The sequence below is a fragment of the Oceanobacillus caeni genome (assembly GCF_019037185.1).
Classification (GTDB): Bacteria; Bacillota; Bacilli; order Bacillales; family Amphibacillaceae; genus Oceanobacillus; species Oceanobacillus caeni.
Map to the genome: position 1 here is coordinate 1 of NZ_JAHHXM010000034.1, position 19,990 is coordinate 19,990.

The 19,990-nt window shown below is 35.1% G+C and carries 17 protein-coding genes, 1 rRNA gene and 2 riboswitches; of the genes, 12 read left to right on the forward strand and 6 right to left on the reverse strand.

Features of this window, described 5'->3' with window-relative positions:
- The 10 genes from rrf to KM885_RS14600 form a co-directional block, all read left to right on the forward strand.
- Positions 1–75, forward strand: a 5S ribosomal RNA gene (gene rrf / locus KM885_RS18335); the annotation flags it as partial.
- Between the two features lie 535 nt (positions 76–610).
- On the forward strand, positions 611–1,120 hold the full coding sequence (locus tag KM885_RS14560; RefSeq protein ID WP_047185742.1) for a peroxiredoxin family protein: 510 nt from the start codon (positions 611–613) through the stop codon (positions 1,118–1,120).
- Positions 1,121–1,258: 138 nt separating this feature from the next.
- Positions 1,259–1,549: a HesB/YadR/YfhF family protein gene (locus tag KM885_RS14565; protein ID WP_047185743.1), complete on the forward strand. Its 291-nt coding sequence runs from the start codon at positions 1,259–1,261 to the stop codon at positions 1,547–1,549.
- Positions 1,550–1,692: 143 nt separating this feature from the next.
- Entirely contained in the window at positions 1,693–2,484 is a 792-nt protein-coding gene (locus tag KM885_RS14570; protein ID WP_047185744.1) for an SDR family NAD(P)-dependent oxidoreductase, read from the forward strand.
- 106 nt (positions 2,485–2,590) lie between these two features.
- Positions 2,591–2,768: riboswitch (Lysine riboswitch) on the forward strand.
- 117 nt (positions 2,769–2,885) lie between these two features.
- Positions 2,886–3,779, forward strand: a complete 894-nt coding sequence (dapA, locus tag KM885_RS14575; RefSeq protein WP_216884184.1) for a 4-hydroxy-tetrahydrodipicolinate synthase — start codon at positions 2,886–2,888, stop codon at positions 3,777–3,779.
- A 263-nt stretch (positions 3,780–4,042) separates the two neighbouring features.
- Complete coding sequence (locus KM885_RS14580; RefSeq protein WP_216884185.1) at positions 4,043–4,693, forward strand: helix-turn-helix domain-containing protein; 651 nt, start codon at positions 4,043–4,045, stop codon at positions 4,691–4,693.
- Between the two features lie 173 nt (positions 4,694–4,866).
- Complete coding sequence (gene ftsW / locus KM885_RS14585) at positions 4,867–6,018, forward strand: putative lipid II flippase FtsW (RefSeq protein ID WP_047185775.1); 1,152 nt, start codon at positions 4,867–4,869, stop codon at positions 6,016–6,018.
- Positions 6,019–6,061: 43 nt separating this feature from the next.
- Positions 6,062–6,208 carry a small acid-soluble spore protein O gene (gene sspO, locus KM885_RS14590; RefSeq protein ID WP_047185746.1) on the forward strand — a complete coding sequence of 49 codons (147 nt, stop codon included), beginning with the start codon at positions 6,062–6,064 and terminating at the stop codon, positions 6,206–6,208.
- Positions 6,209–6,360: 152 nt separating this feature from the next.
- A complete protein-coding gene (locus KM885_RS14595) occupies positions 6,361–7,320 on the forward strand; it encodes an MBL fold metallo-hydrolase (protein WP_047185747.1) in 960 nt (319 codons plus the stop codon).
- 100 nt (positions 7,321–7,420) lie between these two features.
- Positions 7,421–7,900 carry a DinB family protein gene (locus tag KM885_RS14600; protein ID WP_047185748.1) on the forward strand — a complete coding sequence of 160 codons (480 nt, stop codon included), beginning with the start codon at positions 7,421–7,423 and terminating at the stop codon, positions 7,898–7,900.
- 307 nt (positions 7,901–8,207) lie between these two features.
- Here KM885_RS14600 and KM885_RS14605 read toward each other — a convergent pair whose 3' ends face one another.
- The 6 genes from KM885_RS14605 to KM885_RS14630 all read right to left on the reverse strand — a co-directional run bounded on the left by KM885_RS14605 (position 8,208) and on the right by KM885_RS14630 (position 14,927).
- On the reverse strand, positions 8,208–8,987 hold the full coding sequence (locus tag KM885_RS14605) for an energy-coupling factor transporter transmembrane component T family protein (RefSeq protein WP_216884186.1): 780 nt from the start codon (positions 8,985–8,987) through the stop codon (positions 8,208–8,210).
- A complete protein-coding gene (locus KM885_RS18200; protein ID WP_204798558.1) occupies positions 8,987–10,561 on the reverse strand; it encodes an energy-coupling factor transporter ATPase in 1,575 nt (524 codons plus the stop codon). The genes KM885_RS14605 and KM885_RS18200 overlap by 1 nt, the downstream gene beginning before the upstream one ends.
- The gene (locus tag KM885_RS14615; RefSeq protein ID WP_204798559.1) at positions 10,542–11,147 is read right to left on the reverse strand and encodes an ECF transporter S component; all 606 of its coding nucleotides are present in this window, start codon (positions 11,145–11,147) and stop codon (positions 10,542–10,544) included. The genes KM885_RS18200 and KM885_RS14615 overlap by 20 nt, the downstream gene beginning before the upstream one ends.
- 12 nt (positions 11,148–11,159) lie before the next feature.
- Positions 11,160–11,750, reverse strand: coding sequence for a YkoF family thiamine/hydroxymethylpyrimidine-binding protein (locus KM885_RS14620; protein ID WP_047185757.1), 591 nt, complete (start codon positions 11,748–11,750; stop codon positions 11,160–11,162).
- An 86-nt stretch (positions 11,751–11,836) separates the two neighbouring features.
- Positions 11,837–11,938, reverse strand: a riboswitch (TPP riboswitch).
- 92 nt (positions 11,939–12,030) lie between these two features.
- The gene (gene helD / locus KM885_RS14625; RefSeq protein ID WP_204798560.1) at positions 12,031–14,343 is read right to left on the reverse strand and encodes an RNA polymerase recycling motor HelD; all 2,313 of its coding nucleotides are present in this window, start codon (positions 14,341–14,343) and stop codon (positions 12,031–12,033) included.
- Positions 14,344–14,495: 152 nt separating this feature from the next.
- Positions 14,496–14,927, reverse strand: a complete 432-nt coding sequence (locus KM885_RS14630; RefSeq protein WP_047185759.1) for an SLAP domain-containing protein — start codon at positions 14,925–14,927, stop codon at positions 14,496–14,498.
- A gap of 361 nt (positions 14,928–15,288) precedes the next feature.
- Here KM885_RS14630 and KM885_RS14635 point away from each other — a divergent pair, with 361 nt between their 5' ends.
- Together KM885_RS14635 and KM885_RS14640 are read left to right on the forward strand one after the other, a co-directional pair.
- Positions 15,289–16,479 (forward strand): exonuclease SbcCD subunit D, encoded by a 1,191-nt coding sequence (locus KM885_RS14635; RefSeq protein ID WP_145524080.1) that lies wholly within the window; start codon positions 15,289–15,291, stop codon positions 16,477–16,479.
- 21 nt (positions 16,480–16,500) lie between these two features.
- Positions 16,501–19,596 (forward strand): AAA family ATPase, encoded by a 3,096-nt coding sequence (locus tag KM885_RS14640; protein WP_060668563.1) that lies wholly within the window; start codon positions 16,501–16,503, stop codon positions 19,594–19,596.
- Positions 19,597–19,990: the final 394 nt, after the last annotated feature.

The window sequence follows — 19,990 nt, forward strand, 5'->3', positions numbered from 1 at the left end:
CGAACACAGAAGTTAAGCTCTCCAGCGCCGATGGTAGTTGGGGGTTCCCCCTGCGAGAGTAGGACGCCGCCAGGCAAATAAAAAACATCTAGGATAATCCACCTAGATGTTTTTTTGTTCCATAAAGAAAGATCCGATAAATCGACTAACCATTATTCGGGGATGAAGGAATCCCACTGCTGGAAGTCTTCTTTATAGAAATACGAACTCAATAAATGCAAGTTTGTTAAATATTAAGATATGGTTATGTTATATTAAAAGAGAATTATAAGAAGAAAAAAGATGGTGTTATTTATCCCACTTAAACGGATGGAAGTCTTCTTTATAAAATTAATTTGGACAAATAACTCTTTTTATTTTAGGTATAGTTTAGTGCTAGGCTTGTTAATTATTGTCCTTCTTTTGACACATGACCAAGTAAATAACTTCCTTTTTTTAGTTATAATATTAATAGGATGATCTCTAGGATTACTTGTTTTTTCGACCATACAAAATTAAAACGTAATCTTTGGATATCCCATACATCCACGGTTTCCTGGAATCATTCTAGTTATATAAAAAAAGAAAACATTGAATGATTTTACATAAGTACGGTTTCAGGGGGGATTAAATGAAAAAAATTATATTGGTAATTATTATTGTAGGGATGCTAGGATGGGCTGTTTATGACTTTGTTATAAATCGTGATTCAACGGAAGTCGGTACATCTGTAGGAGATATGGCTCCAGATATCGAATTGACAACGTTAAACGGAGAAACGGTGAAATTATCTGATTATCGTGGAAATAAGGTATTTGTTAATTTTTGGGCTACGTGGTGTCCACCATGCCGTGCAGAAATGCCAGACATACAGAAATTTGATAACGATGAAGATGTTAAAATTTTGGCAGTTAATTTAACATCAACTGAAAAGAGTGTTGATGATGTACAGAAATTTGTTGATGAGCTTGGTTTGACTTTCCCGATTTTAAAGGATGAAAAGGGAAAGGTAGAACAAATGTATAAAGTAAATGCTTATCCAACTTCTTATCTTATTGATTCTGATGGAGTGATAAGGAAAGTAGCCCTAGGAGCAATGAATTATGAAATGATGGTTCAGGAATTTGAGAAAATTAAATAAAATCTGGTGGTTTCCTTCCCGCTAAATAAAAGCGTCCTTTTTGCTTTGAGAAACAATTTAGTTTATTGTAAATAGCACGGATTAAATTAGAAAATCAAAAAATATAAAAGACATTATAAATAGAACGGAGTGGCTTTAATGGCATTACAAGTATCTAAAGATGCAGCAAAATGGTTCATAGATGAAATGGGATTAGAAAAAGGGGAATTGGTTCAATTTTATTTAAAAATATATGGCGGTATTCCTACTGTGCATTCGAATTTCTTTCTAGGATTATCAGTTGGAGAAAATGGAAAAATTGCTATAAAAACAGAAGTAGAAGGTATTACTTTCTATATTAATGAAAAAGACGCTTGGTTTTTAGATGAATATAATATGAAAGTGGAGTTAGGAAAGGAAGAGCCTGAATATCATTTTGAAGAAAAATAAAAGTTTTTGTTATTAATATGATAAGGTGAGAAAACCACGGACGGGTTTGTGGTTTTTTCTTTTTTTAAAATATTTCCTGGGCATTTATTTTGATTTATTTGGTATGATTAAGAAAAATGGATTTGCAAGTCTTGGGGTGAGGTATGAATAGATTAAAAGATAAAATAATAGTGATTACAGGGGCGTCATCAGGTATTGGAGAAAAACTCGCTATAAAGGTAGCTGAAAAAGGAGCGCATCCCATTTTATTGGCAAGATCTGAGGTGAAATTAAAAACAATCTCTGAGAAAATTAAAAAAGAAACTTCGGTACAACCTTACTATTTTAAACTTGATGTTAGTGATAGGGATGCAGTAGAAAGGGTATTTGTTGAAATAATTAAAGATATTGGGAACATCGATGTGTTAATAAATAATGCTGGATTTGGTGTTTTTGATGCTTTTCATGAGGCTAATTTAGATGATTTGGAAAAGATGTTTCATGTTAATGTCATTGGATTAATGAATTGTACAAAACAAGTAATTCCTAGTATGATTGAACGCAACATGGGCCATATCGTCAATATAGCGTCTCAGGCAGGTAAACTAGCGACGCCAAAAACAAGTGGATACGCAGCTACAAAACATGCCGTTCTCGGTTTTACCAATTCGTTAAGGCTTGAACTTAGGAAAACAAATATTCATGTATCTGCTGTAAACCCTGGGCCAATCGAAACCAACTTTTTTGAAAGTGCGGATCAATCCGGAACTTATGTAAAAAATGTGAAAAAATATATGTTGCAAGCGGACACGGTCGCTGAAAAAATTGTATATTTAATGGAGCGACCAAAAAGGGAGCTAAATATTCCTTATTGGATGAATATAGGAAGTAATTTATATAATATGTTTCCGCGTCTAGCCGACAAATTGGCAGGCCCTTTTTTAAATAAAAAATAAACGCATGCAATATTAAATGAAGAACTCTAAATTATGCTTGTTTTATATGTGGTTATTTGATACATTGGTAGTAATAATTAAATAAACTCTTATTTTATACTTATTAAAGTAAGGTAGAGGTGCAAAGACCATCAGTACTTATGTAGAGGAGAATGAGATCTGACGAAACATAAGGAAAGGGGAATTTGCCGAAGCGGAGGGATTCTCATTATCCCAACGTTGGGTCTGTATTGAAGAAGTACAGAACTGTCATATAGGGGACTATATGGGGGGCTATCTAGCTAAGAACTTTTACTAAAAATGTTCTAGCAACAACGAGCTCTCTAAGAATTCGTTGTTGCTTTTTAAATGAGTCCTCCACACTCGTACGGCCGAAAAATAAAAAAGAGGGTGTGAAGTTTATGAATTTTGGTAATGTATTAACGGCAATGGTGACTCCATTCAATCAAAATGGAGAAATCGATTATGAAGCAACAAGAACTTTAGTAAATCACTTAATTGAAAATGGTTCTGATGGGTTAGTTGTAGCTGGAACAACAGGTGAATCCCCCACATTAACTCATAAGGAAAAACTTGATTTATTTAAGTTTGTAATGGAAGTGGTAGAAGGGAGAGTACCTGTTATTGCTGGAACAGGTTCAAATAATACTAGCGCATCCATTGAGCTAACGAAAGAAGCTACGGAACTTGGTGTAAACGGAATTATGCTTGTAGTTCCTTATTATAATAAACCATCACAAGAAGGTATGTATCAGCATTTTCGTGCTATTGCAGAAAGCACAAAGCTTCCAATTATGCTATACAATATCCCTGGACGAAGCGTTGTAAATATGGAGCCATCAACGGTTATTCGCTTGGCTCAAATTGAAAATATTGTATCTATTAAAGAGGCAAGTGGAGATTTAGATAATGTATCTAAAATTATTACAGATGTTCCAGACAATTTCAGCGTTTATACTGGTGACGATAGTATGACTTTACCGACATTGTCTTTAGGTGGAGCTGGTGTAGTGTCTGTTGCGTCTCATGTAATTGGTAATGAAATGCAAGAAATGGTAACTCGTTTTAAAGACGGCGATGTAGCTTATGCAGCATCTCTTCATCGTCAGCTTTTACCATTAATGAAAGCATTATTCACTTCACCAAACCCAACACCAGTGAAAGAAGCATTAAATCATATAGGTGTACAAGTTGGCGGTGTGAGATTACCATTAGTACCTTTAAACGATACGGAACGTGCTGCTCTTTATAAAGTGATAACGAGTCATGAGGAAAGAAAAGCAGTAGGGTATTAATTTTAAGTGGGAAAGAACAAGCTTATTCGCTTGTTCTTTTTTATATGCCTTGATTTTTCCCACCTCAAGCTTTTGGAGAACAAAGAAGGTAGGTGGGAGATCAACCGCCCGTAAAGGTCCAATAAGTGCGACTAACTATCTGTAGGGGATGAGAGAAAAAAACCAACTGATGGAAGTCTTCTTTATTTAATCCGTTGAAACCAATGTTGACGTAGTGGAACCAATTTGGTATGGTAATGGAAACATAATGGATTTGGAAAGGTATGATTGATTTGGAAGATTTTAATCATGAAAGATTTGGAGTGTTTTTATCGAAAATTTTACAAGAAAGAAATTTATCGATAAGAAAATTGAGTAAGCTATGCGGTATAGATCATGCTACCATTTCTAAAATTATGAACGGGAAACGTAAAATTAACTTAAAACATTTGGAGAAGTTTTCTATGGGGCTAGATATAGAACTCCCTACTTTAATAAAAGCCGCCGGTTATAATATGGCGACGAAGAAAGAAAAAGCTGCAGATATTCAAGTTGCATTAGAAAAAATCCAACAATTAATAGAATCTTCTAACCTGTATCATGAAAATTTCACATTGGAAAAAATGGAACAGGAAATAGTTAACTATAAAATTTATAGTCAGACAGATGAAGGGAAAAATACTATATTTAATCAATTTAATGAAAAACTAAAAAAAACAGGCGGAATTGGTCCGTTTATTGAAAATTTGAAATGGATGTATCATAGATTTATAGAGGAAAATGGAACTTCATTTCAAATCGGGTTAATGGGTGGTGCTCTACTCTATTTTATTGTTACAACCGATTTACTTCCTGATTATCTATTTCCAATCGGCTACTTGGATGATGCACTTGTCGTTCAAACCGTTTACCAGCAATTAAATATGAAAAGTTAGAAGGGCGAAAACAAATAACATGTGGGAAAAGCATATGATGAATTATTTGAGAAGTATGCACTTGCTCTTAACGCAATGAAGTTAATTTCAAATATTAGTGTACAGTTACAATTCAACAATTATATGTTTAGTGAAAGTATTGTTCAGGAGAAAGGAAACTACCAATGAAATCCATGTTAATCCGAAAAATAAAACAATTTGATTACTCATTAATAATAATTACTTTACTTTTAACGGGTTTTGGATTAATGATGGTATACAGTAGTAGTTATGCCGTTGCTTATATCCATTATGATAACCCTACATATTTTTTTACAAAACAATTGAAATGGTTCATCATTGGATTATTTTTCTTTATAATTGCCACCTTTGTACCCTATCGTATCTATAGTAAACTAAGTCCATTATTAGTAATGGTATCAATCGTAATGCTAGTAATGGTGTTAATACCTGGACTGGGAACGGAGAGAAATTATTCTCAACGATGGATTCAATTAGGCCCCATTTTGCTTCAGCCTACAGAATTAATCAAATTATTTATGATCATGTATTTTGCTTCTTTTTACGCTAAAAAGCAAGAGACGATTAATCAATTTAAAAATGGGGTTTTGCCGCCTTTAATTATATTAGGGATTATTTTTCTTTTAATCTTAAAACAACCTGATCTAGGATCCGCGGGACTTATTTTACTTGCTTGTTTAACGATTGTCATATGTTCAGGAGTAAAGAAAAGACATTTATTCATGCTTGGAACTGTCGGGCTGGCAGGTATCATTTATTTTTCCATTACTTCTTCCTATCGTATGCAAAGAATAGTCTCATTTATTGATCCTTTTGCAGATCCTTTCGGTGAAGGGTATCAGTTAGTAAATGGTTATATTGCTATTGGGACAGGGGGAGTAATGGGAAATGGTTTAGGTAATAGTATTCAGAAGTTAGGATTCCTACCAGAAGCCCATACTGACTTTATTATGGCAGTAATTATTGAGGAACTAGGTGTTTTGGGATTGATTATAGTTATTAGTGCATATATTTTCATTATGTTCCGTGGTGTACAGATTGCAAGAGAATGTAAGGATAGGTTTGCCAAATTACTTGCAATTGGAATTACCTTTCAAATTATAGCTCAAGCATGTATAAATTTAGGAGCTGTTTCTGGACTACTTCCAATAACTGGCGTAACATTACCTTTCATTAGTTATGGTGGGTCTTCCTTAGTTATTACAATGGTTTCTTTAGGAATTTTGATTAACATATCATCCTATAGGGAAAATACTAAGTCAGTCCCAGCGAATCGAGAGGCGAGAATGATTCACCAAGTATGATAAAAGGTATTTTAGCCATAATATCTCTTGGGAGGTGTTTTGGATGGCTAATAAAAATAAACAAAATAGTTTTAGCGATGAGCAAAGAGTGAGAAAAAATTTATCTAAGGAATTTGATCATGAATTTGCCAATGAACCATTAACAGCAAATGAAAAGTATAATAATAAAAAGACGAAAAAACGCCAATAATTATCGCCTATCCCCTTTGACCAAAAGGGGTTTTATGTTTTTAAGATACTTTATTTTATGGACGATTGATGCGATAAGTTATAAATTGGAAGGAATTCAAACGGAACGTGTAGAAATTTAAACATATAGGAAAAGGAGGGGGGTTTTAAAAAATGAAAGAAGTACATAATATATTTCCTATCATGGTGGATGCTCCAGCCAATTTGAAAACAGTAAATTTTTATATAGTGAAAACAGAGCAATCATTAAGCTTGGTCGATGCCGGATTTAATAATAAAGAGTCTTACAAAGCATTAGAACTTACATTACAGGAAAATGGCTTTTCTACAGGTGACTTAACAGAAATTATTTTAACCCACAATCATTATGATCATGTCGGGCTAGTAAATCCAATTACTAGAAAGCATCCAATTCCTGTATATGCGCATAAGGATGCTATTCCACGATTGAAAAGAGATCCTCGTTTTTTAGAGATGAGAGTAGACTTTTATGCGAAATTATATGAAGAAATGGGTTGTGGAGACGCAGGAGATAAACAAATTTCCTTTTTGAAAAAGTCTATTGAAAGAAATAGCAATCAGCAAGTCGAGTCTGAAATTATTCCAATAGGTGCTAAACATCTTCATTTTGATGTTATAGAAGTTCCAGGGCATGCGCCAGACCAAATTGCATTACACAGTTTAGAAAACAAAGAAATGATAGCAGGCGATTTAATGATCGAACATATCTCAAGTAATGCTCTTGTGGAGCCTGATTTTAATGGAAAAAAACTCCCGACACTACTTCAACATAAACAATCCCTTGAAAAGGTTCAAAAGTTGGATATAGAACGAATCTATTCAGGACATGGAAATATCATTCAAAATCCCAGTTCATTAATAAGGAAGAGAATAGATGGTATTGAGCTTAAAGCAGAAAAAATAAGAAAAGTAATAGAAGAAGGGACAACAACTGGAGACGAAATCGCAAGGAAGTTTTATAAGAAAAGCTATCATAGTCAATTTTCTTTGGTAATGTCCGAAATCATCGGTCATCTTGATTATCTTGAGATAAGTGGAAGAGTATCAAAAGAAATGAAAAATGGAATATGGCATTATTATATAGAAAAATAATATAGTGCAAAAAAATGGATTCAACAATTGGAATTGTTTGTAGTAGCTCTAGTATAATAGAATTACAAAAGAATTTTAACAAGATGAAGGAGTAATCGTTATGTATAGAAAAGTGGAAGACTTTTTATTAGATTGGTCACATGCATCTCATGGTACCATTCAAGTTCTTGAATCATTAACAGATGATACATTAGGACAGGCTATTGTCGAAGGTCATAGTACATTAGGATGGTTAGGCTGGCATTTAGCAACAGCTCCTGCGTATTTCTTAGGGTTAGTTGGGTTAAACGTTGAGACAGGAGATCCTCAAGCTGTTCCTCATAAAGCTAGTGAAATTGTGGAGGCATATAAAAAGGTTGCTTTAGCGGTTGAACATGAAGTAAAAGAAAATATGACCGATGAGAAATTTGCCGAAGAAGTCGAAATGCATGGACACACATCTCCAAGGGGTGCAGTATTAAGACTTTTCATTGATCATCAAACACATCATCGTGGACAAATGACTGTGTTACTTCGCCAGGCCGGTCTACCGGTTCCCGGTGTGATGGGGCCTACAAAAGAAGATCGTGAAAAAGCCTAGTCTCCTCAAGTTTTCTTTATCCCACCTCAGGTAGGTGGGAGTGTTATTGTCCGTAAAGGTCTGATAAGTGTGACTAACCATCAGTAGGGGATGAAGGATCCCCCTTTCTGCTGGAAGTCTTCTTTATAAAAGTGCTTGGAAAACAGAAGGAGCTGGGACAAAAGTATTTCAGTCATGAAAAAACCGAACTTTCACCTGAAATTCTAATTTAAAGTTTCCTAATAGTTTGTTTTTTTATTATATTGTTCATTAAATTAGAAAATATTCGGCTTTATGAATAGCAATTTAGTAATGTCCCAGCCATTTCCTAAACCTTTTTTCCGAATATATTTAGATACCCCAAATTATACGAAAATACAACTATTATAATAAATCCCCCGACAATAAAGGAAAAAAAGATCCAGTCTTTTTTTTCGATGGTCATCTGATGATAGTGGGTACGATCTGTATCTCCAGTAAACCCCTTTGATTCCATAGCAATAGCTACTCGTTCCGCCTTGCGAATCCCATTAGCTAGTAGCGGAATTGCATATCTACGGAATTGATTTATTTTTCCTTTTAACCCTTTTGTTCTTCCTACACCACGGATGCGATGTGCCTGTCTTAATATCTGTAATTCCTGTTGAAATAAAGGTAAAAACCGATATCCAGCTAAAATACCATATGTGATTTTAGGTGGTACTTTACATTGTTGCATAAGGCTAAGCATAAATTTAGTGGAATCCGTTGTTAAAGCGAATAATAGAGACAATGCCACAAAGCAAAGAGACCGAAGTGCGAGACTAGTCCCTGTAAGTATACTGCCAGTAGTTATTTCAAACCTCCATAATGTAAACATAACTTCTCCATAGGAAAAGGTTTGATTTGTATAAAGAATCGTCATCCAAGCAAAGCTTAATGCAACGAGAAAGAACGGACTGAAGAATTTGAGCCATTTTATAACCGAGATATCCCCCATAGTAAAGGTTACGAATAGAATAAATATAAAATAGGAAAGTGGTGTAAATACATCAAAAGTAAAACTAAGTAAAATGCCTGGTATTAATACCGCTATTGCCTTTATAGATGGATTAATAGACGAGATCATTAAACAGCACCTTCTTCATGATTGTTTCGGATTCGATAAGGCAAGCGTAATCTTGCTTTTTTCAAAATCTTTTCCTGTTGCCAGAGCTTTTCAGGTTCGCCATTATAGACAATGTTCTGTTTGTGTAATACAATTGCGCGATTTGTTATATCCACAATGTCCATATCATGGGTAACAAAGACAATGGTTGTCCCACTTTCTCTTAGTCGTTCAATCATGTTCATGAATTCCCTTGTTGTTCGAGCATCTTGACCAAACGTTGGCTCATCAAAAAATAAAATATCTGGTGTCTCATCCACCATTGTTGCAACACTTAAACGTCGTTTTTGTCCACCGCTTAAGGAGAAAGGATTACTAAATCGATGTTTTTCTAGGTGAAATTCCCTCATAAGTTTGGTTGCTGTAGAATTTATTTTTTTCTCCGAATATCCATTTAATTTCAAGCCAAATGTTAACTCCTCCAACACGGTGTCCGTAATAAATTGATGTTCTGGATTTTGAAAAACGTATCCCATTCGTTTTCTAAGTTCTTTTTGGTCCCAATGTTCCATTGGTTTATCGAAAAAGTAAATATTTCCTTTAAATGGGGTTAATAATCCAGCCATTAATTGTAGTAGTGTAGACTTACCAGCTCCGTTTTCTCCAATAATTGCGATGAATTCCCCGCTCCGTATGTTTAAATTTATTTCATTCAAAATGATTTGTTTCTTTCGATAGAAACTCATGTCTTTTACAGTTAAAATCACATCTTCTGAAGGGAGGATACGATGGTTGAAGTTGCGAAAGGAATCAGCAGTATTGGAAAATCGTTTTGGTAAAAATACGCCTTCTTGCTCCAATAATGTTTTCTTTTCCATAAAGATAGAATTCACATTTCCATCCGCAATCAGTTCGCCACTTCTTCCCATCACAAGGACTCTGTCTACGATATCTAGCCAATCATCTGCTTGATGCTCAATAATAAGAACGGCTAATTGATGTTTTTCCTGAACACATTTAATTAACTGAATAAACTCAAGACTAGAAACAGGGTCCAAATTTGCTGTAGGCTCATCTAAAATTAACATATTAGGTTCAAGCAGAAGAACAGATGCTAGGGCGATCTTCTGCTTTTGTCCACCTGATAACTCATGAATTTTTCTATTCTGTAACCCATCCATTCCGACTAATTTTAATACCTCCGAGATGCGCCGAGCCATCTCGGAAGGAGGGGTCTTAATGTTTTCCAACGTGAACGCGAGTTCATCTTCTATTGTAATCATACAAAATTGGCTTTCAGGATCCTGAAAAACAATCCCGATTTCCTGATTTAATTCTCCTTTTTTGAAATCACGTATGTTTTTTCCACGATAATAGATTTCACCGGAAGAAACACCTTCAACGGCATCAGGGTACAATCCATTTAAACAAAGGGCGAGGCTGCTTTTCCCAGAACCGCTAGACCCCATAAGAATAGTCGTCTCATTTTTATTCAACGAAAATTGGATTCTATTAATTATTGGTTGGTCTAAGCTTTCATAGTCAAATGAAAAGTTTTCGATAAGAAGTAGAGGTCTACGCTGCTCCTGTTTCACGTCGTTTTTGCAGCTCCTTTCCTAATGCATATCCACGTAGTACATCTGTTTTTGCAAGTTGATCACTTATCCATTTCCCTAGAACCCCTGCAAGGAGTGCTCCGCTGATTACACGCACAACTAATGTAGCAACAAGTAACCATGGTGTTAATGTAATGTTTCCAGCGTAAAATAGGTGCCATACAAAACTAATCAGCGCTGCGGACATACCGGAAAATATTAACACGCGTAATCGATAATCTTTCCATTTTGTCAAAGCAAATGCGAGTTCTGCACCTGCACCTTGGACCGCAGCAGAAAGAATAAGTCCCGGTCCTGCAGTAGTTCCTAGTAACACTTCGGTAATTCCTGCAATTACTTCTGCGGTAAAGGCAACTCCTGGTTTACGCAATATGTAAGCCGCCACGATAGAAACAATAAACCATATTCCAAAAATAATCTCATAACCAAATGGAGCTAGACCAAATGGGGCAAGAATATTTTGGATAACCTGACCAACTAAGAAAAAGGCTAAATATATAATCCCAAATACGACACCTAATATGGACATAAGAACTATTTCTTTTAATTTCCACTGATTTGTCATTTTACAAACTCCTTATGCTTGATTCGTTGGACTATTCGCAGAAAGACTAAATGTCATCGTAACATGAGAAACTTGATCCTGAATAAGTTTAAAAGATTCATATAATGCTTGAAAGAGATTATGCACATCTCCATCCAATCTTGTAGCATAATGGGTAGATATTACTTTAACGTTACGGTGTTTGGATAAATCGATTTGTTCATAGATTTTATCCATATAATCTTCTCTTCCTAACGGATAAAGAGAAAATTTACAACCAGCGACTTGGGAGATGGACTTCACCTTTTCTTCGTTCAACGGGGTATCTGTTTCATCCATGTACACATCGGCATCTGAATCCCCCGGGCAACCAATAGAAAAGGTTCCGTTCATAGCAACATGCTCTCCCGTTTTTGCTGCATGAAGGAAAATGGCCTTTGTTACATCAAAAACATGAACCATTTTCCCCCGAATACATGTGCTCACATCATCTGTATTCTTCCATACTTTTGATGTATCGACCTCTTCCAGTGTTGATAGAATAATATCTACAAACCGGTCACTCATCGGATGTAGACTAAACTGACATCCTGCAATTCTACTTGTCCCACAATAGTTGCTCATAAAATCTCCTCCTAAAATAATAATAAAAAAACTGCACTCCGTATGGGAATGCAGTTTACATGTATGTATTTAAGTTTCATTGAATCATACAGTGAACCGCACTTCCCCACGCTAGTATTATCTAGATCGGGTAATAAGGGTCAGATTTCTCTTCTCAGCCACACACCGTAGCTCCCCTAGTGCTAACTTTCGGATATGCAATTTTTCTTCTATTATGAATAAAACATACTTTATGATTTTTGTAAAGGGCTCATCTGTTGGTAAATAAAAAGGTGGGAGACTATCCCACCTTAAACGTATCGTTATCCGCTTCTTTAATAAACAAGCAAGGTTCCCCTGGTGAGACCATTGTTAAATCATGCATGGCCCTAGTGCATGCTGTATAGAATAACGCTCGCTCAGATTCCCGATTGTATTGATTACTTGATGCATCTGGAATAATAACTGCATCAAATTCAATCCCTTTTGCTAAATAGACAGGAAGTACCAAAATGCCTTTTTCAAAAGAAAAAGTTTCTTCATTAATTGGATATAAATCAATTTCTTTCCGTAGTAATTCATAAATCTGATTTGTTTCCTCCATTGTTTTACAAATTAGTGCGATGGTTTCATGACCATATCTACGTAGTTTTTCAATTTCCAATAACAATGTTTGAACTAAGTTATTTTCAGTTTGAAGCAGGGTAGGTTTTTTTCCTTCCCGTTCAAAAGGTTCAATAATGGAATGACCGGGAGCAAAGTGTTTTGAGAATTCTACAATTTCTTTTGTTGATCGATAACTTTTTGTTAAGGTAATTCGTTCATGGTTACTTTCCACCGCATCCGGGATAAGAGGATTTTCACTTGTCGTATGAGCGTATATTCCCTGGTTAACATCGCCTAGAAGTGTCATTCTCGTATAAGGGAAAATATGTCTTATAAATGCAAATTGGAAAGCAGAATAATCCTGTGCCTCGTCAATAAATAAATGACGTATAGAACGGTCTGCATCGTGTCCAAGAATTTTTCCTTTGAAATATACATATGGTGTAGCATCTTCCCACGTTAAATAGCGCTTGTTTAAATGTTTTACAGTAAATGTAGCGATTGTTTCCCAATTCTTTGGTTTTAGATTTGGTTCCCATTTTTCAAAAAGGTTCCTGTACGTGGCAAGCACATGGACAAACTTCAATCGTTTAATTTGTTTTTTAATTGGGGCAAATGCCCGCTGAATCACTTCTTTACGCAAAAACATTTCTTCTTGAAGCGGGTCATCTTCATCACCATACATATCCTGACTATAAGTGAATGCCTTCTGGTAATCTTCTTTGTCTAATAATTGCATTTCTTCCAAAACCCAGTCTTCAGAAACTTCCTTTTGTTGGATATGACGAATTTCCTTTAAAAGCCATTTAGAAACAAGTTCCAATTTATTTGGAATAGAAATGCTAGAATCAAGTGCATAAAAATATCGAGTAATTTCCTCTTTTGATAGGATAATTTCGTTTCTAAATTTAATGTTTTTAAAAAGAATTCCAGTATGGTTTAAATAAGAAATATAGGAATCAATCATCTGTTTAAAATATAAGCTTGATTTATAGTCCATATTTATAACTCGTATATCGTTTTTATCCTTATGTCGTTCTGTAAGGGTGTACTCGATTTGTTCAAAAGGAGATTCAATTTCAATGTTTTTTTCAATCCTTTTTCTTAAAAATTGTAAGAAGGTAGATTGGCCAATATTTGTCTCTCCTAATTCCGGAAGTACATTGATGATATAACTTGAGAATAGTGGATTTGGTGAAAGAAGGAGAAGGTCATTTGCATTTAACTCTTCACGAAAACGATACATTAAATAGGCTACGCGCTGTAATGCGGCTGACGTTTTTCCACTTCCAGCCACTCCTTGCACAATTAAAAGATTACTCCGTTCGTTACGAATAATTTTATTTTGTTCCTTTTGGATCGTTGCAACGATGCTTTGCATTTTTGTGTTAGCATTATTACCAAGAGCATGCTGAAGTAGGGTATCTCCGATTGTGAGGCCGGTGTCAAACATACCTTTCATCTGACCTTGCCTAATAATATATTGCCTTTTTAATGTTATTTCACCATTTATGGTATCTTCCGTCGATTCATATTGAGCAGGTCCTGGAGCGTAGTCATAATACATGCTTGATATAGGTGCACGCCAATCATATACGAGAAAATTCTCATCCTTTTCATCCATCAGAGAAGCCTTACCAATGTAGATTTTTTCCTCTTCCTTTGTCTGGTTTTCCTTAAAGTCAATTCTGCCAAAATAAGGTGAGTCTTGTAACGAATCTAATGTTTTTCTCTCATGATCTATATTTCCATGTGACCGTTCACGTTCAGCTAAAAATTCAGCTTGCTGTTTTAAACTAGCTTGTGTTTCAATTATATCGTCTGGTTCGTCTAGGTTTACCGTAACATCATCCCAAAAATCCTTTCTAAGATCGATAATACTCTCTCTTAGACCCGAGGCTTTCTCCTTCAGTGCTATTTTTTTCTTTTTAATAACCTGAATGACGTCTTCCAATCTCTGCCTTTCAGCTAATTCATCTTTTATTTGATTTTCCGATTCCTTATTCATTTCAATCAACCCCGTTCAAAAGCGATATAATATATTCTTATTGTTATTAAAAGACATTTATAATATGAGTCGAAAAAAACGTTCATTATTTTATCCCACCTCAAGCTTCTGGGGAAACAAAGAAGGTAGGTGGGAGATCAATTGTCCGTATACTATCTATCAGTGGTGGATGAAGGAAATCCTCCACTGATGGAAGTCTTATTTATTAGTATTACCCCATTTGAAGGAATTTCTTTTTTTAATATTTGTTGTTTAGGAAAAATAAATGTCCAAGGTATACTTGTTTCTTTTTCAATAACTAATCTAGGAATGGTGAAGATATGCCCGGCAATTAATTCACCATTTGCATGATACTGAATCGTGTCATGGTGAAAAGTGAAATCCGAATTGGAGGTATTATGAACGAGAACCGTTACTAGTAATTCCCCTTTATGATTGATTGCATGTCCCAAAGTGGTAAATTGTATTTTTTCTTCCTTTGAAAGATTCTCTTTTACCCTTATAAATTCCTGCTTTATTTTTTCTCTGTCTTTATTTGCTATCGTTTTGTCCCAAGCCGCTTCAAATTGTAATGTCTGAGTCACGATGATAACCTCCAATTGTATTTAAACGTATACCCATATCATACAGGATTAAACGGGAATTCCAAAATAGCTAAACTCATCCTAGCATTTTTAAAACCAGGCTATACTAATCTAATTTCAATTTGAAAAATGGTATAATAGAACGAAGGATTTATAGTTTATCCTACCTCAAGCTTCTGGGGAAACAAAGGAGTAGGTGGCAGATCAACTGCCTGAAAAGGTCCGATAAGTGCGACTAACCATTAGTAGGGGATGAAGGAAAAACCCTACTGATAGGAGTCTTCTATATTAATGAAAATATAAAACTAAAAAAATGAATGAAATATATGTTAAATGAGAATAGAAGGGAGCATGGATAATAATGAAGTTTTTTCATACGGCAGATTGGCATCTTGGAAAATTAGTTCAAGGGGTGTATATGACGGATGATCAGCGTTTTGTATTAAAGCAGTTCGTTGAAGCGGTAGAAGAGGAAAAGCCCGATGTGGTTATCATTGCAGGTGACTTATATGATCGTGCTGTACCTCCAACTGAAGCTGTCCATTTATTGGATGAAGTTCTTGAAACGATTGTAATAAAGCTTAATACCCCTGTCCTTGCTGTTGCGGGTAATCATGATAGTCCAGGTAGATTGAATTTCGGCAGTAGTATCATGAAGGAAAAAGGATTTCATATCATTGGTAACTATACAAACGACTTCACTCCAGTTGTTTTGAATGATGAGCATGGGGAGGTACATTTCCATCTTGTTCCATATTGTGACCCAAGTGTCGTACGAACAATTCTTGAGGACGATGAAATACGAAGTCATGATGATGCAACAAGGAAGACTATCGAGCATATGAACGATTCATTAGACCCTAATGTACGTCATGTGTATGTTGGACATGCTTTTGTTACACCATTTGGAGAAGAACAAGAGAATACAAGTGAATCAGAAAGACCCCTATCTATAGGTGGTGCGGAATATGTAGATGCTCACCATTTTAAAGCTTTTCATTATACAGCTTTAGGCCACTTACACCAAGCGCACTACGTAATGGATGAAACGGTTCGTTATTCCGGATCGATTTTAAAATATTCGATTTCAGAAGAAAATCATAAAAAAGGCTTCTTAGTGGTTGATATGGATAAAGATGGGAACGTAAGTCTTGATAAGCGTCTTTTAACTCCAAGAAGGGATATTCGTACGGTGGAAGCAACGATGGAAGATTTACTAAAACATCCGGTGAATGAAGATTATGTATTCGTACGTTTACTAGACACAGCTCCGGTATTATCCCCAATGGAAAAAGTACGCTCCGTTTATCCGAATGCGATGCACGTAGAAAGAAAGAATGTCTCTTCTGGACTCTTTCCAAATGAAGAAAGGGAATATGTCGATCGTAGTAGTTTGAGTGACTTTGATCTATTTCAAGCTTTCTATAAGGAAGTAAAAGGACAAGAACCTTCAGAGGAAACGGAAAAACTATTTAAAGAAGTGTTAGACGAAATGTTAAAAGCGGATAGTGAAAGCCAAACGGTCAAAAAGAGAGAGCCAATTAGAAACTAATGGAAAGGGGTTAGTCATACAATGAAACCACTAAAGTTAACGATGACGGCTTTTGGCCCTTATAAATATAGTGAAACCATCGATTTTACAGAATTGGATCAAAACCATTTATTTGTCATATCTGGAAACACTGGTGCTGGAAAAACAACCATTTTTGATGGTATTTGTTTTGCGTTATATGGTAGTGCAAGTGGTTCAGATCGTGAAAACCAGACAATGCTCCGTAGTGATTTTGCGGAAGATAATACGCATACTTCTGTTGAGCTTATATTTGAATTACATGGTCGAATCTATCGTATTTTACGTCAATTAGGCCATGTTAAAAAAGGAAATAAGACGAAAACTGGGGATAAATACGAGTTTTATGAAATTATAGGAGATAAAGAAATTCCTTGTGTCGATCGGCAAATCGTTTCAGAAATTGATAGAAAAGTAGAGACTCTTATCGGATTAACGAAGGATCAATTTAAGCAAATCGTGATGTTGCCGCAAGGGGAATTTCGTAAATTACTTACTTCAGAGACAGAAAATAAAGAAGAAATATTACGTCGGATTTTTAAAACAGAATCTTATCAACAACTAGTAGGGCAACTAAACGAAAAGAAGCAAACTGTTAAACAATCATATAATCAAGCAAAACAAGCTATCGATCATTATATTCAAGGTATATCATCTAATCTACCAAATCGAGAGGATTCCTTATTATTTCAAGTAATCTCAGAAGAACATTTCAATGTTAATCAAGTTATTGCTGGCTTAAAAGAAGAGATGGAATTTTACATTAAGCAAATAAAAAACGATCAAAAAGAGTATGATGATGCATATGCCATGCATAACAAGAAACAATCTGAGTATTTTCAAGCAAAAGTAATAAATGAACGATTCCAAGAGTTAGATGAGAAAAAGGCTCGACTACAGCAATTAGAAGAAAAGAAACCTAACGTTGAAATAAAACAACGTGAACTAGAAGTGGCAGAACGAGCAGCTGCAATTGAAATATACGAAAAGCAAGTGAATGATTGGCGGCTAGATGAAGAACATAAATCGAATCTTTTGAAACAAGCAAAATTGGCCAAAAGTAAATCTACTGAACAATTCGAACAAGCACGTGACGTATTTCGAGAGCAGGAAGCTAAAAAAGACGAACGTGAACAAGTAACTAAAAAGCTGGATCATCTTAAAGATATTCTGCCAATGGTGCAAGAAATGGAAAAAACGAAACAGCACATTGATGGACTTAAGAAACAAGTAGAAACAGCCTCTATTAATCTTGAGAAAGTTAATAAAGATGTTGTTCAAAAGCAAAAAATGAGTGATGATCACTACCAAAAAATAAAAGAACTGGATGAAAAAACAACTCTATTGCAAGATAAACAGGAAAAATTATCGGAATTAAAGGTGAAAGGACAAGCTTTATTAGATTACAAAAAATTACAGAAGCGAATGAATGAGTTGGAAGCGGATGTTGCTAATAAAAAGCAGGCCTATGATCAGTTAAAGCAAATCTATCAAGAACAGGAAGAAATATGGTTAAATAACCAAGCAGTTGTTTTGGCAGAGCATTTACATGATGGGGAAGCTTGCCCGGTTTGTGGAAGTAAGGAGCACCCACAAAAGGCTGTAAATAGTGGGAAAGTTGTAACTAGAGAAGAGCTCCAATCTTTGAGAATAAACCTAGATAATACAGGGGAGCTTTATCGAAAAGCGGATGGAGTATTAGCCGCTAATAAAAGCAATATGAAGGAAATGGAATCCGAATTACTGGAGCAATTTAACATTCCAAAAGAAGAAGCTATTCGTATTTATGATGAAGTGGTTATAGAAGGTAAAAGGGTAAAAGAAGAGGTAGATCAATTATTAAAGTTAGCTGAGGAATTAAGAAGTTTAAGATTGAATCATGAAAAAGAATTAACTGTTATCAGAGAGCTTCAAACGAAAAAAGAAAAGCTAGATCATATTCATGCACAGTATAAAGAGGAATATAGAACAGCTTTAACTCGCTATGAGGAAAGATTAAATCACGTTCCCGAAGACGTAAGAAATCTAACTGTTTTAGAGAGTGAAATTGAAAGAACGGCTAATCATAAACAAAAATTAGAAAAAAGTTGGGAATTAGCTCAAAAGCAGTTAGAACAGGCAAAAGAAGAGGATACTAAGACAGATGCTAATTTGCATCATGCGATAAAACAATTAGAAGAAACAAAAGAGAAAAAGCAGAAAGCTGAAATTGAATTTAAAACGAAACTGGAAGAAGCGGCTTTCGCTAGTTTAGAAGCGTATAAAAATGCAAAAATGTCCGAAGTTGAGCAACAGAAATGGAAAGTTGCCATTCAGCAATTTAATGAAGAATTATCAACCGTAAAATCCCAGGTTCATGAATTACAGCTTTCTTTAAAGGATAAAAGAAGGCAGGATTTAATCCAGTTGGAGTCACAACTTGAACAGCTGAAACAGCAATATGAAAATAAGCTAACTCGTTTAAATCTTTCCAAGGAATATTATCAAGAGGCAGATAAATTAATAATTCATATTTTAGATGGGCATGAGCAGGTAGTTAAATTTGAAAAAGATTTGTCTACGATTACGGATTTGCATGACATGCTACGTGGACAAAACGACAAGCGGATCTCATTCGAACGTTATTTGCAGATTGAATATTTGGAAAGAATTATTGAAGCAGCAAACCATCGATTAAAACGGTTATCCAATGGGCAATTTTATTTAATTCGCAGTGACCGCCAAGAATCCCATGGAAAACAAAGTGGACTTGGACTCGATGTTTTCGACACGTATACTGGACAAACCCGGGATGTCAAGACATTATCAGGTGGGGAAAAATTCAATGCTTCCTTATGTCTTGCATTAGGAATGTCAGATGTCATCCAAAGTTTCCAAGGGAATATTTCCATTGAAACCATGTTCATTGATGAAGGTTTTGGGTCATTAGATGAGGAATCCTTATTTAAAGCCATTGATACCTTAATTGAATTACAACAAACCGGTCGCATGATTGGGGTTATTTCTCATGTTCAGGAATTGAAAAACATGTTTCCAGCCGTTTTACAAGTTGCAAAAACAAAAGAAGGTTATAGTAAAACGAAATTTGTCTTGAAATAGAAATATAATTTAGTGACCCTTTTCCAGTCATGTGATATACTACAAGAAGAATTAAATGAGAGGACTGATGGGTGGACAATGAAAAATTAATCTTATTTTAAACGTTTGAAATGAAATAATTTTGATTTCAACCAGGAATAAATAGGATTAGTCTGCCCATTTTTAATTGAACGTTTCTATTTTGCATAATAAATAGATTTATCCCACCTAAACAGGAAGTAACACTCCCTCCTCCAAGCTTCTGGATAAACAAAGAAGTTAGGTGGGAGATTAACTGCTCATTAGTGGGGGATGAAGGAAAGCCTTCGCTGATGGAAGTCTTTTTATTTGTTATGTAAAGGCATGGCTAATCCTTCCAATGATATTGGGAGGATTTTTTCAATATTTTAAGTTA